Origin of the sequence: uncultured Friedmanniella sp., assembly GCF_964244285.1 — a bacterium.
Classification (GTDB): domain Bacteria; phylum Actinomycetota; class Actinomycetes; order Propionibacteriales; family Propionibacteriaceae; genus Microlunatus.
The window spans coordinates 620,846-635,188 of record NZ_CAXTHT010000001.1; the positions used below are offsets into that span (position 1 = coordinate 620,846).

At 72.8% G+C, this 14,343-nt stretch carries 17 protein-coding genes; 5 read left to right on the forward strand and 12 right to left on the reverse strand.

From position 1 onward, the window contains the following. Positions 1-6 precede the first annotated feature (6 nt). From ACFE7W_RS02925 to ACFE7W_RS02945, 5 genes are all read right to left on the reverse strand, one after another. Positions 7-1,332, reverse strand: coding sequence for a trypsin-like peptidase domain-containing protein (locus ACFE7W_RS02925; RefSeq protein ID WP_375423264.1), 1,326 nt, complete (start codon positions 1,330-1,332; stop codon positions 7-9). A 22-nt stretch (positions 1,333-1,354) separates the two neighbouring features. Next, positions 1,355-2,890, reverse strand: a complete 1,536-nt coding sequence (locus ACFE7W_RS02930; RefSeq protein WP_375423265.1) for a sigma-E factor regulatory protein RseB domain-containing protein — start codon at positions 2,888-2,890, stop codon at positions 1,355-1,357. Continuing rightward, on the reverse strand, positions 2,887-3,585 hold the full coding sequence (gene sigE / locus ACFE7W_RS02935; protein ID WP_375423266.1) for an RNA polymerase sigma factor SigE: 699 nt from the start codon (positions 3,583-3,585) through the stop codon (positions 2,887-2,889). Before sigE ends, ACFE7W_RS02930 begins: the two co-directional genes overlap by 4 nt. A gap of 162 nt (positions 3,586-3,747) precedes the next feature. After that, the gene (gene dapA / locus ACFE7W_RS02940; RefSeq protein ID WP_375423267.1) at positions 3,748-4,641 is read right to left on the reverse strand and encodes a 4-hydroxy-tetrahydrodipicolinate synthase; all 894 of its coding nucleotides are present in this window, start codon (positions 4,639-4,641) and stop codon (positions 3,748-3,750) included. 36 nt (positions 4,642-4,677) lie between these two features. Next, on the reverse strand, positions 4,678-4,905 hold the full coding sequence (locus ACFE7W_RS02945) for a biotin/lipoyl-binding carrier protein (RefSeq protein WP_375423268.1): 228 nt from the start codon (positions 4,903-4,905) through the stop codon (positions 4,678-4,680). 48 nt (positions 4,906-4,953) lie between these two features. On the opposite strand from ACFE7W_RS02945, the gene ACFE7W_RS02950 reads away from it, so the two are divergent. From ACFE7W_RS02950 to sigJ, 3 genes are all read left to right on the forward strand, one after another. Further along, complete coding sequence (locus ACFE7W_RS02950) at positions 4,954-5,613, forward strand: O-methyltransferase (RefSeq protein ID WP_375423269.1); 660 nt, start codon at positions 4,954-4,956, stop codon at positions 5,611-5,613. Positions 5,614-5,713: 100 nt separating this feature from the next. Next, the gene (locus ACFE7W_RS02955) at positions 5,714-6,316 is read left to right on the forward strand and encodes a carboxymuconolactone decarboxylase family protein (RefSeq protein WP_375423270.1); all 603 of its coding nucleotides are present in this window, start codon (positions 5,714-5,716) and stop codon (positions 6,314-6,316) included. Beyond that, on the forward strand, positions 6,313-7,227 hold the full coding sequence (sigJ, locus tag ACFE7W_RS02960) for an RNA polymerase sigma factor SigJ (protein WP_375423271.1): 915 nt from the start codon (positions 6,313-6,315) through the stop codon (positions 7,225-7,227). The genes ACFE7W_RS02955 and sigJ overlap by 4 nt, the downstream gene beginning before the upstream one ends. Before the next feature lie 64 nt (positions 7,228-7,291). Here the strand turns inward: sigJ and glgC are convergent, their stop codons facing one another. Further along, positions 7,292-8,518 carry a glucose-1-phosphate adenylyltransferase gene (gene glgC, locus ACFE7W_RS02965; protein ID WP_375423272.1) on the reverse strand — a complete coding sequence of 409 codons (1,227 nt, stop codon included), beginning with the start codon at positions 8,516-8,518 and terminating at the stop codon, positions 7,292-7,294. Positions 8,519-8,634: 116 nt separating this feature from the next. Here glgC and glgA point away from each other — a divergent pair, with 116 nt between their 5' ends. Continuing rightward, positions 8,635-9,813 (forward strand): glycogen synthase, encoded by a 1,179-nt coding sequence (gene glgA, locus ACFE7W_RS02970; protein ID WP_375423534.1) that lies wholly within the window; start codon positions 8,635-8,637, stop codon positions 9,811-9,813. Between the two features lie 91 nt (positions 9,814-9,904). Here glgA and ACFE7W_RS02975 read toward each other — a convergent pair whose 3' ends face one another. Next, on the reverse strand, positions 9,905-10,072 hold the full coding sequence (locus ACFE7W_RS02975) for a DUF3117 domain-containing protein (RefSeq protein ID WP_375423273.1): 168 nt from the start codon (positions 10,070-10,072) through the stop codon (positions 9,905-9,907). A 128-nt stretch (positions 10,073-10,200) separates the two neighbouring features. Between ACFE7W_RS02975 and ACFE7W_RS02980 the strand changes: the two genes are divergently transcribed. Continuing rightward, complete coding sequence (locus tag ACFE7W_RS02980; protein WP_375423274.1) at positions 10,201-10,995, forward strand: enoyl-CoA hydratase/isomerase family protein; 795 nt, start codon at positions 10,201-10,203, stop codon at positions 10,993-10,995. On the opposite strand, the gene ACFE7W_RS02985 is transcribed toward ACFE7W_RS02980, so the two are convergent. From ACFE7W_RS02985 to dapE, 5 genes are all read right to left on the reverse strand, one after another. Beyond that, positions 10,982-11,623: a DNA-3-methyladenine glycosylase I gene (locus ACFE7W_RS02985; protein ID WP_375423275.1), complete on the reverse strand. Its 642-nt coding sequence runs from the start codon at positions 11,621-11,623 to the stop codon at positions 10,982-10,984. The genes ACFE7W_RS02980 and ACFE7W_RS02985 overlap by 14 nt on opposite strands. Then, the gene (locus tag ACFE7W_RS02990) at positions 11,620-12,093 is read right to left on the reverse strand and encodes an SRPBCC family protein (protein ID WP_375423276.1); all 474 of its coding nucleotides are present in this window, start codon (positions 12,091-12,093) and stop codon (positions 11,620-11,622) included. Before ACFE7W_RS02990 ends, ACFE7W_RS02985 begins: the two co-directional genes overlap by 4 nt. After that, on the reverse strand, positions 12,090-12,422 hold the full coding sequence (locus ACFE7W_RS02995) for a DivIVA domain-containing protein (protein WP_375423277.1): 333 nt from the start codon (positions 12,420-12,422) through the stop codon (positions 12,090-12,092). The genes ACFE7W_RS02990 and ACFE7W_RS02995 overlap by 4 nt, the downstream gene beginning before the upstream one ends. Before the next feature lie 75 nt (positions 12,423-12,497). Then, positions 12,498-13,220, reverse strand: coding sequence for a TIGR00730 family Rossman fold protein (locus ACFE7W_RS03000; RefSeq protein WP_375423278.1), 723 nt, complete (start codon positions 13,218-13,220; stop codon positions 12,498-12,500). 21 nt (positions 13,221-13,241) lie between these two features. Continuing rightward, positions 13,242-14,315 carry a succinyl-diaminopimelate desuccinylase gene (dapE, locus tag ACFE7W_RS03005; RefSeq protein ID WP_375423279.1) on the reverse strand — a complete coding sequence of 358 codons (1,074 nt, stop codon included), beginning with the start codon at positions 14,313-14,315 and terminating at the stop codon, positions 13,242-13,244. Between the last annotated feature and the right edge of the window lie 28 nt (positions 14,316-14,343).

Below are 14,343 nucleotides of genomic sequence, written 5' to 3' on the forward strand. Positions count from 1 at the left end.
TTCACGTCAGCCCTCCTTGCTGCCCAGGGTGACCTGGGCCGAGCGGCGGGACGTGCCGCGGGAGTACGTGAGCGTCACGACGTCCTTGGGCTGGTGGGTGCGGACGGTGACGATCAGCTCCTCCATCGTGGTCACGGCCTGGCCGTCGATCGCGCTGATCACGTCGCCCGACCGCAGTCCTGCGGTGGCCGCGGGGCCGCCGGTCTCGACCGTCTCGAGCTGGACCCCCGACCCCGAGCCGTCGGCGACGGTCGCGCCGATCACCGGGTAGCGGGCCTTGCCCCGGGCGATCAGCTGCCGGCCGATCGAGGTGGCCTGGTCGATCGGGATCGCGAAGCCCAGGCCGATGTTGCCCGTCTGGCCCTCGCTCTGTCCGAGGGTGAGGATCGCCGAGTTGACCCCGATCACCCGCCCGCCGGCGTCCACCAACGGGCCGCCGGAGTTGCCCGGGTTGATCGGGGCGTCGGTCTGGATGGCGTTGATGTAGGCGGTGGGGGCGTCCGCGGCCGAGCTGGCGTTCACCACGACCGGACGGTCCTTCGCGCTGACGATGCCCTGGGTGACGGTGCCGGGCAGGCCCAGCGGCGCGCCGACCGCGATCACCGGCTGACCCACCTGGACACTGGCCGAGCGGCCGACCGGCAGAGCCGTGAGCCCGCTCGGGTCGACCTTGATCACGGCCAGGTCGTAGGAGGGGCTGCGGCCCAGCAGCGTGGCCGTCCGGCGCTTCCCGTTCGCGAGGACGACCCGGATCTTGCTGCCGTCAGCGGCCGCGGCCACGACGTGGTTGTTGGTCATGATCCGGCCGGCCCCGTCCAGGACGAAGCCCGAGCCGGTGCCGTTGCCCACCTGGATCATCACCGTGGCGGGCACGACCCGCTTGGCGATCTCGACCGTGTTCGCCTGGGTGGGTGCCGGCGGCAGCGGGCTGGCGGAGACGGACGGCTCCGGGGTCGGTGAGTCGCTGGCCGGGGCCGCGGTGGTGCGGGCGGGAGGCGCCACGGACGGCGCCGCCGCGGACTGCTCGGCCAGCCGCGCCCCTCCGTAGCCGGCGGTACCGCCGACCACCAGGGCGGTCAGCGCGGCGACCGCGACGACGGCCGCCGCCCGCGGACCGCGTCGGCCCGGTCCGGGCAGCGCAGTGGCCGCGACCGGTACACCGGAGCCGTACGGCGGTTCGGGCAGCGGGGCGGCGGGGGTCCAGGCGGGCGGGGTGGCGTCGAACCCGGGACCCCGGGGGGTGTAGGAGGAGTCGTCCTCGGGCGGACCGAAGGGGCCGTAGTAGCGGTCACCGTGGGCAGGACCGTCCCGGCCCTCGTCGGACGACGTCAAGCTACCCATCCCTCCACGGCCGCTAGCCCGTCACGTCGGCGAGAATCCGTCCCCAACCCGCTCGAATCTTGTCCATCGTAGTTGGCCGGGGCGCCGGCTCGTGGGGCAATGACGCGACCGCTGCGGCCAGCAGGTCGGCCGACCCGTCGGTGACCACGGTGACCACGGTGCCGCCGGACTGCCAGCTGGCCACGCTCGAGGTGCCGCGCTGCACGTAGGCGCCGAGGGTCGCGTCCCAGGTGGAGCCGCTCGGGGCCTCACTCAGCCGTCCGCGCTGCTCGAAGACGCTGACCGTCTGCAGGCCATCGCTGTAGACCAGGTGCAGGGCGGTCGGGGTGCCCGAGCTGCTCCGCAGCCGGACCAGGCTGAGCCGGTCCAGCGTGGTCGGGCAGAGCCAGCCGCTGCGGTCGAGCTCGGGAACGGCGGCGAGGGTGAGCACCGTGTCGGTCGGCGGCAGCAGCGCCAGCTGGGCGGGCCGCACCACCGGCACGCCGCGCGCGCCGAGCAGCTGCAGTGAGGTGAAGGCCACCTGCAGCGCCGGTCGGCCCTGCGCGTCGAAGCTCTGCTGGGCGAGCACGAGCCCGCTGGCGTCGTCGACCCACCACCGGGCCGCGATCCGGCCCTGCCGGCGGGCCTCGACCATGGTCGCGGACCGCTGGGCGGCTCGGGCCCCCGCCCAGGCACGCAGGGTGTAGTTGTCCTCCAGCAGGTCCACCAGGTCGGAGTCCGCCACCCGGGCGGTCGAGACCTGCCGGGTGAAGCCCTGGCTGACCAGCTGACCGGCCGCGTCGAGCACCCGCGACCAGGTGCCCTGACCGGCGACGGACTGGATCTCGACGGTCGCGCTGACGGGGTGGCCGGCCGAGCTGGCGAGGAAGGACTGCCGCCCGGTGTAGCCGACCGTGTCGGCCACGGCGGCGGCTCGTTCCATCGTCTGACGGGTCTCGGCCGCGGAGAGGGCACGGCTACCGCCCGCCTTCGGGAAGCCGGCCGCCAGAGCGGCGCCGCCGCTGGCGGGGGCACTGCCGAGCGTCGCCGTCCGGGCCGACATCACCGCGCTCACCGCGTCGCCCGCCAGGGGGAACTGGGCCAGGACGGCACTGAACTCGGTCCGCGCCTCCGCTCCCGGGTCGGCTACCTCGGCCAGGGCGGCGGGCGGGGCCGAGACGTAGCCGACCACCGCCACGGAGACGACGGTCGCTCCGGCCGCCACGGCTGCGGCGGTCCGTCGGAGCCGCTGGGTGCGGCGGCGGCTGGTCAGGGAGCCCGGTCGGGTCCGCCGGAACGGCCGGCTCCACAGCGGGACCGCCGCCTCGGTACCGGCGATGGAGACCAGGCGCTGGGCCAGCTCGCTGGGCGCCTCGGCGCCAGCCGGGCTTCGCAGGGCGTCCCGCAGCCGGCGCAGGTCGGCCACGTCGGAGCGGCAGGACGGGCAGTGGACCAGGTGCGACAGCAGCAGCTCCCGACGCGTGAGGTCGAGTGCGCCGTCGACGAGGGCGGAACGCTCCTCGGCGAGATCAGCACAGGAGCCGCTCCGGGGTGAGCGGCTGCGACTCACCGCACCCGCTCCCGCGTGACGCGGGACCGCCGGATCTCCCCCGGCTCGACCGCCACGCCGAGGTACCGTGCCCGGTCCCCGGTCGGCCGCCGGTGGGCCAGCGCCGTCCGCAGCTGGGCCCGACCGCGGTGGATGCGGCTGCGGACCGTCCCGATCTTGATGTCGAGCACGGAGCTGATCTCCTCATAGCTCAGGCCCTCGATGTCGCACAGCACCACCGCGGCCCGGAACTCCGGGGTCAGGGCGGCCAGCGCCGCAGCCACGTCGTGGTCCAGGTCCGCGTCGGCCAGCTGCTCCGAGGGGGTCGGCCACGCGCTCCGCAGCCGCTCCTCGGCGCCCTCGCCCAGCCCGTCGAAGCGGATCTTCTGCCGCCGGCGCGCGCCGTCGAGAAAGAGGTTGGTGGTGATCCGGTGCAGCCAGCCCTCGAAGGTGCCCGGCTGGAAGCGGTGCAGGGACCGGAACACCCGGATGAACACGTCCTGGGTCAGGTCCTCGGCGTCGTGGGCGTTGCCGGTCAGCCGGTACGCCAGGCGGTACACCCTGGCGCTGTGGTCGCGCACGATCTCTTCCCAGCTGGGCGGCACCCACGCCTCGACGTCGGGATCAGGGGCCGCGGCTTCACTGATCGGCGGAGCGTCGACCGGGGGCTGCCAGTGCGTCGGGTCCGGTGCAGGCCACTGCTGCGTCGTCGCCATCAGGTCGCTCTCCTCGGGGTCGGCGCGACCCGGGACAGATGTCGCGCCATAGCCAGCGTGGGCGATGACGCTGGCAGGGCGCTGGCCCGAACCTGTCAACCACCTGTGCATGCGTCCTGCCTCCTCGTCGGCACAACGGCCCGGAGCCGCGCCGCGTTCCCCTCAGCCGGGAACCGGCAGCCCGACCGCCGTCAGGCACGTGGCCAGAGCGGCCCGCTCGGTCGGGGTGGCCGGTACCAGGGGCAGCCGCAGGCCGCCGACCGGGCGGCCCAGCAGGTCGAGACCCGCCTTGACCAGGATCGCTCCCGAGGTCGCGAAGATACCGGTGTACAGGGGCAGCAGCCGCCGGTGCAGCGCCAGCGCCCGGCCGACGTCACCGGTCAGGTAGGCCTCGATCAGCTCCTTGGTCGGCGGCCCGACGAAGTGGGTGGAGGTGCCGACCACGCCCACCGCCCCGATCGCGAGCAGCGGCAGGGTGAGGGCGTCGTCTCCGCAGTAGTAGGCGAGGTCGGTCTCGGCGGTGACCCGCGCCGACGCGGCGAGGTCACTCTTGGCGTCCTTCACCGCCACGATGTGGGGGTGCTCGGCCAGCCGCAGCATGGTGTCGGTGGCGATCGGCACGCCGGAGCGGTGCGGGATGTCGTAGAGCATCACGGGGATGTCGGTGGCGTCGGCCACCGTACGGAAGTGGGCGAGCAGGCCCGTCTGCGGTGGCTTGGAGTAGTAGGGCGTGACGACGAGCAGGCCCGCGACGCCGAGCTTGGCCGCCTCGGCTGCGAGCTCGCAGGTGTGGGCAGTGTCGAAGGTGCCGACGCCGGCGACGACCGCGGCCCGGTCGCCGACCGTGTCCAGCACCACCCGCAGCAGGTCGGCCTTCTCCGTGTCGCTGGTGGTGGGCGACTCACCACCGGTGCCGTTGACGACCAGGCCGTCGTGCTGCTGCTCGTCGACCAGGTAGCTGGCCAGCTCGGCGGCCCGGTCGAGGTCGACGTCGCCGTCGGGGGTGAACGGGGTGACCATGGCGGTCAGCAGACGACCGAACGGCGGTGCAGTCATGGCCTGGAGTCTACCGGCGCAGCGGCTGGCGGGAGGTCAGGTCTTGGCCGGCTCGATGACTACCAGCGGGTCGCCGTCGTTGACCACGTCCCCGACCTCGACGACCACCTCGGCCACCGTGCCCGCCACCTCGGCGAGCACCGGGATCTCCATCTTCATCGACTCCAGCAGCACGACCGGGTCCTCCGCCGCGACCCGCTGCCCCACCGCGACCTCGACCCGCAGGACGGCAGCCACGAGCTCGGCGACGACGGTATGGCTCATGACGACATCGTAGGGGTGGCGCGGCCCCGCTTCGCTATGCTCGCCCCCGTGACCGCGCCCGCCAGGACCTCCCCCAAGACCGCCCCGAAGCCGCCCAGCTGGGCCTACGCCGAGGAGTTCGTCCCCGAGAGCGAGGCAGCCGCCGCGGCCCGCGAGAGCGGTACCCCGCTCGGGGTGAGCGCTGTCGGCCGCGGCCCGGCCGACGTGCTGACCTTCCTGGCCCGGGCCATCGCGGCCAAGGCCGTGGTCGAGATCGGCACCGGGGCGGGCGTGTCCGGGCTGGCGCTCTTCGCCGGGATGCAGCCCGACGGCATCCTGACCAGCGTCGACGTCGAGCCCGGGCCGCAGCAGTCGGCCCGTCGCGCCTTCGTCTCCGTCGGCATCCCCACCCAGCGCTTCCGGCTGATCACCGGCGCCGCTCTCAGCGTCCTGCCCCGGCTCAGCGACGGCGCGTACGACCTGGTGCTGGTCGACGGGGACCTGATGGAGTACCCCGAGTACGTCGAGCAGGGCATCCGGCTGCTGCGGCACGGCGGTGTCCTCGTGGTGCACCACGCGCTGCTGCACGACCGGATCGCCGACCCCGCCCAGACCGACGAGGAGACCGAGTCGGTGCGCGCGGCCCTCGAGCTGGTCCGCGACGACGAGGACCTCGTCACCTCACTGCTTCCCGTCGGCGACGGTCTGCTGGTGGCCGTCAAGGGCTGAGCAGGCACCGAAGAGGCTGGACGCGGCGGCTGTCACAAACCGCGGCTCGCCGGTGTCCTCGCAGTGAACGGCACGACCGAGCCGTGAGGAAGTAGGAGCCATGTCTGCCACCACCCGTCCGATCGCCGTCCAGCAGCAGGCCCGGGTCCCGCTGCAGCACCGTCGGACCCTGGTCATCCGGGCGATCGAGGCCTGGAGCCGCCGGCGCTACGGAGCCGTCCTCCAGCCTGGGCTCGTCGCGATGCACAACCGGCGCGTCCTGACCACGCTGATGCGCACGGAGACCAGCGCCGCCCGCTGGAACACCCTCGACCCGACCGTCCGGGGTCTCGCCACTCTCGCCGCGGCGGCGGCCATCGGCTGCGAGTGGTGCCTGGACTTCGGCTACTGGCAGTCCCGGCACGAGGGGGTGCCTGCCGCCAAGCTCACGGCCACCCCGCACTGGCGCGACGCCGCTCCGGGGACCTTCACCGAACGCGAGCGCTGCGTGCTCGGCTACGCCGAGGCGATGACCGCGACGCCACCGCAGGTGACCGACGAGCTGGTGGCCGCCCTGGGCACCTGGTTCGACCACGCCCAGGTCGTCGAGCTGACCGCTCTGGTGGCCCTGGAGAACTGGCGGTCCCGCACGAACGCGGCGATGGGCCTGACCGGCCAGGGCTTCCGCGACCAGTGCGACCTGCCCGAGCGGACCCCGGCTTGACCGACCCGGCCCGGACCGTGGAACCGGAGGGCCGGGCGGCCGCCCTGTTCGGAGCACACCGGGGAGCGGTGGTCGGCGCGGCGTACCGCGTGCTCGGCAGCCTGAGCGACGCCGAGGACGTCGCCCAGGAGACCTGGCTGCGGTGGTCCGACGTCGATCCGGGCACCATCGGGGACCCCCGGGCCTACCTCGTCCGGATCGGCACCCGGCTGGCGCTCAACCGGGCCCGCCAGCTGACCCGGCAGCGGGAGGACTACGTCGGCCCCTGGCTGCCCGAACCGGTCGTCGACCTCGACCGGGTGGGAGTGGAGCACGACGTCGAGGTCGCCGAGTCGGTCTCCTACGCGATGCTGGTCCTGCTGGAGAGCCTCACCCCCGCCGAGCGGGCGGCCTTCGTGCTGCACGAGGTCTTCGATGTCGGATACCCCGAGGTGGCGGACAGCCTCGAGCGGACCGAGGCCGGCGTCCGCCAGCTCGTCCACCGGGCCAAGGTGCGGCTGCGCGAGCGGGCACCGCGGCACCCGGTGGACCCCTCCACCCACGCCGAGGTCACGTCCCGCTTCCTGCGCGCCACCCGGGACGGGTCGATCGGCGACCTCGTGCAGCTCCTCGCGCCGGACGTGGTCCTGGTCAGCGACGGCGGCGGGGTGCGCCGGGCGGCGCTGCGCCCGATCCAGGGCCGCGACAAGGTCCTGCGGTTCGCCGTCGGCGTCCTCGGCCAGGCCGAAGCGACGGCACTCACCCCAGACGCGCTGGAGGTGAACGGCCAGCCGGCCGTCGGCCTCTACCAGACGGCGCCCGACGGATCCCGGCTGCTCGACAGCGTCTTCGTGCTCGTCCTCGACGGCGGCCTCGTCGCGACAGTGCTGCTGCTTCGCAACCCGGGGAAGCTGGCAGCGGCGGGCGGCTGAACCGGCCCGAGCCGGGGCCGACGAGCCGAGACCGACCGTCGAGTCCGGTGAGCCGGTGGACGGGCTAGACGGGGAGGACCTTCACGCCCTTGCCGACGACGGTGATGCCGGTGTCGGAGATCGTGAAGCCGCGGGCGAGGTCGTCGGCCTTGTTCACGCCGACCTTGCCGCCGTCGGGGACGACGACGTTCTTGTCCAGGATGGCGTTGCGGATCTCGGCGTTCTTGCCGACCCGGACGTTCGACAGCATGACCGAGCGGCTGACCTTGGAGTTCTCGGCCACCCGGACGTTCGGTGACAGCACCGAGGTCTCGATGGAACCGCCGGAGATGATGCAGCCGGGGCTGACGATGGAGTCGAGGGAGAGCCCGCGCAGGGTGAACTTCGCCCCCGGCATCTGCACCGGGTAGGTCCAGATCGGCCAGTCCAGGTTGTAGAGGTTGAAGACCGGGTCGATCGAGACCAGGTCCATGTGGGCCTCGTGGTAGGCGTCGATCGTCCCGACGTCGCGCCAGTAGGCCCGGTCGCGGTCGCTGCTGCCGGGGACCTCGTTGCTGCTGAAGTCATAGACCTGGGCGTCACCGCTGCCAACGAAGCTGGGGATGATGTCGCCCCCCATGTCGTGGCGGGAGCCGTCCAGCTCGGCGTCGCTGGTCAGCGCCTCGATCAGCGCCTTGGTGGTGAAGATGTAGTTGCCCATGGACGCGAAGGAGGAGTTCGGGTCGTCGACCAGGCCGGGCGGGTCGGCCGGCTTCTCCAGGAACTGCTCGATCTTGTTGTCGGGACCGGCGTCGATCACCCCGAACGCGCTCGCCTGGCTGCGCGGCACCCGGATGGCCGCCACGGTGCAGGCCCGACCGCCCTCGATGTGGGCGTCCAGCATCTGCTTGACGTCCATCCGGTAGATGTTGTCGGCGCCGAAGACCACGACGTAGTCCGGCTCGTCGTCCAGGATCAGGTTCAGCGACTGGTAGATGGCGTCCGCGCTGCCCTGGTACCAGTGCGGGCCGAGCCGCTGCTGGGCCGGCACCGGGGTGACGAAGTTGCCGAGCATGGTCGACATCCGCCAGGTCAGCGAGATGTGCCGGTCGAGGGAGTGCGACTTGTACTGCGTGAGCACCGCGATCTGCCGCATCTCCGCGTTGACCAGGTTGGACAGCACGTAGTCGATCAGCCGGTACGTGCCACCGAAGGGGACAGCAGGCTTGGCCCGGTCCATGGTCAGCGGCATCAGCCGCTTCCCCTCGCCACCAGCCAGGACAATCGAGAGCACCTTCGGTCGCGCTGCCATACCCAGAAACCTAGGGTGTGGGCCGTCAGGGGGACAAGGGGGGGTCGACCGTCCCGTGCCGCGGACGGCCGCGCTGTGGGAGCATGCCGGACATGACGACCGCCAACGACGCCCGGCTGTCCATCTCGTTGCTCACCCGCGAGTACCCGCCCTCGATCTACGGCGGCGCCGGCGTCCACGTGGCCCAGCTGGTGCCGCAGCTGCGACGCCTGATCGACGTCGACGTGCAGTGCATGGGCGAGCCCCGCGAGGGCGCGACGGCGCACGCCGAGACCTACCCGCCAGGCGCCAACGCGGCTCTGCGCGTCTTCGGCGCCGACCTGTCGATGGCCGCCGCGGTACCCGACGTCGACCTCGTGCACTCCCACACCTGGTACGCGAACCTGGCCGGGCACCTGGCGGGGCTCCTCCACGGCATCCCGCACGTGGTCAGCGCGCACTCCCTGGAGCCGCACCGTCCCTGGAAGGCCGAGCAGCTGGGTGGGGGCTACCAGCTGTCCTCCTGGGCCGAGCGGACCGCGTTCGAGGGTGCCGACGCCGTCATCGCGGTCAGCAACGGGATGCGCACCGGGGTCCTGGAGTCCTACACCGACCTCGACCCGGCCAAGGTGCACGTGGTCAAGAACGGCATCGACACCGAGGAGTTCTCTCCCGACCTCGGCACCGACGTCGTCACCGGTCTGGGCATGGACCTCGACCGGCCCTCGGTGGTCTTCGTCGGCCGGATCACCCGGCAGAAGGGGCTGGTCCACCTCGTCCGCGCCGCCGAGCAGCTGGACGCCGACACCCAGCTCGTGCTGCTGGCCGGCGCCCCGGACACCCCGGAGATCGCCGCCGAGTTCGACGACGCCTTCGCCCACCTCAAGACCGCGCGCGGCAACGTGATCTGGGTCCAGGAGATGCTGCCCCGTGCCTCGGTGCGCCAGGTGCTCAGCCACGCCACGGTGTTCGCCTGCCCGTCGGTCTACGAGCCGCTCGGGATCGTCAACCTCGAGGCCATGGCGTGCGAGACCGCCGTCGTGGCCTCGGCCGTCGGCGGGATCCCCGAGGTCGTGGTCGACGGCGAGACCGGCTACCTGGTGCCCTACGACCCCGCCGCCGCCGGCGACCCCGGGGCGGTGGCCGCCTTCGAGTCCACCCTCGCCGAGCGCATCAACTCCCTGACCGCCGACCGCGACCGGGCCGCGGCTTTCGGCCTCGCCGGCCGGCAGCGCTGCATCGACGAGTTCAGCTGGGCCAAGATCGCCGCCGAGACCGTCGACGTCTACCGCGAGGCCATCCGAGTCCACGGGTAGGTGCCGACCCCTTCCGCAGGCTGAGGAACGGCGAGAGCCCCGCTGCGCGTGAGGTGCAGCGGGGCTCTCGACGTACGGGTCGGGCGGAGACCTAGCCGACGACAGCCTTGAGAGCGCCGGCCAGCTCGGCGGCTTCGGCCGCGTTCAGCTCGACGACCAGCCGTCCGCCGCCTTCCAACGGCACGCGCATGACGATTCCCCGGCCTTCTTTCGTGACCTCCATGGGGCCGTCACCAGTCCGCGGCTTCATTGCAGCCATCGTCCATCCTTGTCTGTCGTCTTCCGGCGTTTAGGACAATTATTCCGTACTGGCGAAACCCGCGCCTGCACCGGGGCCGAACAGGTGGGTCCGGATTTCGGGGAGCGGCGCCGGTTACAGTCGCAGCCATGACGACGGCGGGCCTGCGGATCGAGGTGACCGACGCTGTCGGCACCGTCACCTTCACCCGGCCGAAGGCCCTCAACGCCCTGGACGACGCGACCAAGACCGCGCTGCTGGCCGGTCTGCGCGAGCTCGCCGCGGACGACGGCGTCCGCTGTGTCGTGCTCACCGGGACCGGGCGCGCCTTCTGCGCCGGCCAGGACCTGCGCGAGCACGTCGAGGGCCTGCTGCACTCCTCGGCGGAGGCCGTGTGGCGGACCGTGCCCGAGCAGTACAACCCGATCGCTCTCGTCCTGCACACGATGGACAAGCCGGTGCTCGCTGCGGTCAACGGCGTCGCGGCCGGGGCGGGCGCCTCGCTGGCCTTCCTCGCCGACGTCCGGGTGCTGGCCGCGTCCGCCAGCTTCACCCTGGCGTTCGCCGGCGTCGGGCTCTCCTGCGACACCGGCTGCTCCTGGACGCTCCCCCGGCTGGTCGGTGCCGGCCGGGCGCTGGAGCTGCTGCTGAGCGGCCGGACGGTGTCCGCCGCGGAGGCCCTGGGGCTGGGCCTCGCCACCGAGGTGGTGCCGGACGAGGAGTTCGCCGCCCGGGTGGCCGAGCGGGCCCGGGCGCTGGCCACCGGCCCGAGCCTGGCGTACGGGGCGATCCGGCAGGCGGTCGGCTACGCGGCAGGCGTACCGCTGGCCGCCGCGCTCGGCTTCGAGGCCGAGCAGATGCGGCGGACGGGCGCCTCGGCCGACCACCGCTCCGCCGTGGAAGCGTTCCTGGCCAAGCGTCCGCCGGAGTTCACGGGCCGCTGATCCTCGCTGTAGCCGACTTGTCAGAACCCAGTTGGCCCATAGGGCAACCAGGTTCTGACAAGTCGGGGTGGGGAGCGACGAAGCAGCCGACGAGGTGGTCGTCCACCAGTCCGCAGGCCTGCATCAGGGCGTACGCGGTGGTCGGGCCGAAGAAGCGGATGCCCGCCCCCTTCAGGGCCTTGGCCAGGGCGACCGACTCGGGCGTGGTGGGCCGTACGTCCTCGGCGGTGGGCCGCGGCCGGTCCGGCGTGGCGTGGGACCAGATCAGCTCCGCGTACGCCGGTCCCAGCTCGGCCACGACCCGGGCGTTGCTGATGGCGGCCTCGATCTTGGCCCGGTTCCGGACGATGCCGGCGTCGGCCATCAGCCGGGCCACGTCGTCCTCGCCGAACGCGGCCACCCGCTCGGGGTCGAAGCCGGCGAAGGCGGCCCGGAAGCCCTCGCGCTTGCGCAGGATGGTGATCCAGGCCAGTCCGGACTGGAACGCCTCCAGGGTCATCCGCTCGTACAGGCCCGTCACGGTGCGCACCGGCCGACCCCACTCCAGGTCGTGGTAGTCGACGTACTCCGGCGCCCCGAGCGCCCAGGAGCAGCGGAGCCGGCCGTCGGCCCCCGGCAGCACGCTCACGAGCGACCCCGTCCCTCGGCGACGGCCGCGAACTGGCGCAGGCTGGAACCGAAGGCCACCCGCATCAGCGGCAGCAGCCAGCGGGCCGGCACGTTGGTCGGCGGTCCCCCGGGCACGGTGAACACCTCCGTCGCGCGGACCTCCGTCCGGTCGCCGAGGTCGTGCAGGTGGAAGACGCCCTCGCCGGTGAAGTACGGGCCGAGGTGCAGCACCTCCAGCTCGGCCTCGCCCTCGCGGGGTGGCGACCAGCCCGTGACCACGAACCGGTCGAGCAGCCCCACCGGGACCCGACCCAGCCAGAAGCCCGAGAGCGCCACCAGCCGGCTGCCCACGCCGCGCCCGTCGCCCTGGGCCACGTCCACGGTGGTCAGGGGGATCCAGCGGGACTGGCCGGCCCAGTCGACGAGCACCTCCCAGGAGCGGTCGAGGTCGGCCTCGGTCGTGGCAGCGACCTCGAGGCGGGTGCTCACGGACGCACCGGCTCCGGGTCCTGGTCCAGCGCCGGTGGCTCCGCCGGCGCGCTGCTCTCACCCGTGAGCGCGGCGATCCGGGCGTCCCGTTCGGCGATCTCCCGACCGAGCCGCTCCAGCAGGTCGTCCACCTGGCCCATCGCGTAGCCGCGGAGGGCGACGCCGAACCGGGCCTGCTGGATGTCGTCCGCGGTGAGCGGGCGGTCCGGCAGTTGCTGGCGGTAGACGTCGTAAACCGGTTCCCTGCTCATGCCGCCTCCGCCTCCGGCCGCCGCCATCGCCGCGACCCCCAGAGCCACGATCGCGGCTGCCGCGATAAACCATTCCATCCCCCGATCGTGCCAGAGGCCGAAGAGGGAGTAATGATCTGCCGCGAGTACGCGGCAGATCCCTACTCGCTGTGCTCAGGCCGAGCCCAGGACCAGCTCGATCGCCTCGTCGACGTCGTCGGTGAGGTGGACGAGGTCCAGGTCGCGCGGTGAGATCGTGCCCTCACTCAGCGCCGACCCGCTCAGCCAGTCCAGCAGGCCCTGCCAGTACGCGCGACCGAAGAGCACGACCGGGAATGACGTGACCTTGCGCGTCTGCACCAGCGTGAGGGACTCGAACAGCTCGTCCAGCGTGCCGAAGCCGCCCGGCATCACCACGAACCCTTGGGCGTACTTGACGAACATCGTCTTGCGGACGAAGAAGTAGCGGAAGTTGATCCCGAGGTTGACGTAGGGATTGAGCCCGGACTCCATCGGCAGCTCGATCCCGAGACCGACCGAGACCCCGCCTGCCCCCGACGCGCCCCGGTTGGCCGCCTCCATGATCCCGGGGCCGCCGCCGGTGATCACCGCCCGGCCGGCCTCGGCCAGCCGGCGTCCGATCAGCTCGGCGGCGGCGTAGAAGGGGTCGTCCGGCTTGGTGCGGGCGGAGCCGAAGACGCTGATCGCCGGTCCCAGCTCCGACATCGTGCCGAAACCCTCGACGAACTCCGCCTGGATCCGCAGCACCCGCCAGGGGTCGCTGTGCAGCCACTCGTTCGAGCCCGGCCCGTCGAGCAGGCGCTGGTCGGTCGTGGTGTCCGGGACCTGGTCGCCCTCGCGGACGACAGGCCCCTGGACGTAGCGGTGGTCAGACATCGGCCCAGCCTAGGCAACCGTTCAGCCGAGCCAGCGCAGCAGCGCGTCGCGGCAGGCGACGACCTCCTCAGCCGGGCACCGTTCGTCGTCGGCGTGGGCCAGGTTGGGGTCCCCGGGACCAAAGTTGACGGCCGGCACGCCGCGGGCGCTGAAGCGGGAGACGTCGGTCCAGCCGAACTTCGCGCTGGGCTCCCCGCCCACGGCCGCCAGGAACTCCGCCGCGGCCGGCTGGTCCAGGCCCGGCCGGGCGCCGGCGGCGGCGTCGGTGATCTGGACGGGAAAGCCGGCGAGCACCGAACGGAGGTACGCCTCGGCCTGCTCGGGCGACTTGTCGGGGGCGAAGCGGTAGTTGACCTCGATCTCGCACCGATCCGGGATGACGTTGCCCGCGATGCCGCCGCCGATCCGGACGGCGTTGAGGCCCTCGCGGTACGTCAGCCCGTCCACCAGCACCTCCGCCGGGGTGTGGTCGGCCAAGACCTGCAGCACGGCGCCGGCGTCGTGGATGGCGTTGTGGCCCTTCCACGCGCGGGCGGAGTGCGCCGCGACGCCGGTCAGCTCGACCAGGGCACGCATCGTCCCCTGGCAGCCCCCCTCGATCCGGGCGCTGGTGGGCTCGCACAGCACCGCGAACACCGCGTCCAGGTGCTCAGGGTGGGAGGCCGCAAGTGCCTTCAACCCGTTGTGGTCCTCCTCGATCTCCTCGCCGTCGTAGAAGATCCAGGTGAGGTCGTGCCGGGGCTCGGTCAGCGCGGCCGCCGCCGCCAGCTGGACGGCCACGCCGCCCTTCATGTCGCAGGCACCACGGCCCCAGACCAGCGTCCGGCCGTCCTCCTCCGTGACACGGGAGGGCACGTTGGCCGCGATCGGCACGGTGTCCAGGTGGCCGGCGACGACCACGCGCTCGTCTCGGCCCAGCTCGGTCCGGGCGACCACGACGTTGCCGTACCGGCTGACCTGCAGGTGGGCGTACGGGCGCAGAGCCTGCTCGACCAGGTCGGTCACGGCCCGTTCGTTGCCGCTGACCGACTCGACATCGACCAGTGCGCGCAACAGGGCGACGACGTCGCCTTCGAGATCAAGGGGAGCAGCCACCCCGGCACCCTAGCGGTCGGCCGGCCGG

What these genes read in the sequence shown, in the direction of transcription:
- sigE (WP_375423266.1), bottom strand. Translation starts at nt 3,585, where the DNA reads ATGGCGACGACGCAGCAGTGGCCTGCACCGGACCCGACGCACTGGCAG.
- dapA (WP_375423267.1), bottom strand. Translation starts at nt 4,641, where the DNA reads ATGACTGCACCGCCGTTCGGTCGTCTGCTGACCGCCATGGTCACCCCG.
- ACFE7W_RS02945 (WP_375423268.1), bottom strand. Translation starts at nt 4,905, where the DNA reads ATGAGCCATACCGTCGTCGCCGAGCTCGTGGCTGCCGTCCTGCGGGTC.
- ACFE7W_RS02955 (WP_375423270.1), top strand. Translation starts at nt 5,714, where the DNA reads ATGTCTGCCACCACCCGTCCGATCGCCGTCCAGCAGCAGGCCCGGGTC.
- glgC (WP_375423272.1), bottom strand. Translation starts at nt 8,518, where the DNA reads ATGGCAGCGCGACCGAAGGTGCTCTCGATTGTCCTGGCTGGTGGCGAG.
- ACFE7W_RS02975 (WP_375423273.1), bottom strand. Translation starts at nt 10,072, where the DNA reads ATGGCTGCAATGAAGCCGCGGACTGGTGACGGCCCCATGGAGGTCACG.
- ACFE7W_RS02980 (WP_375423274.1), top strand. Translation starts at nt 10,201, where the DNA reads ATGACGACGGCGGGCCTGCGGATCGAGGTGACCGACGCTGTCGGCACC.
- ACFE7W_RS02995 (WP_375423277.1), bottom strand. Translation starts at nt 12,422, where the DNA reads ATGGAATGGTTTATCGCGGCAGCCGCGATCGTGGCTCTGGGGGTCGCG.
- ACFE7W_RS03000 (WP_375423278.1), bottom strand. Translation starts at nt 13,220, where the DNA reads ATGTCTGACCACCGCTACGTCCAGGGGCCTGTCGTCCGCGAGGGCGAC.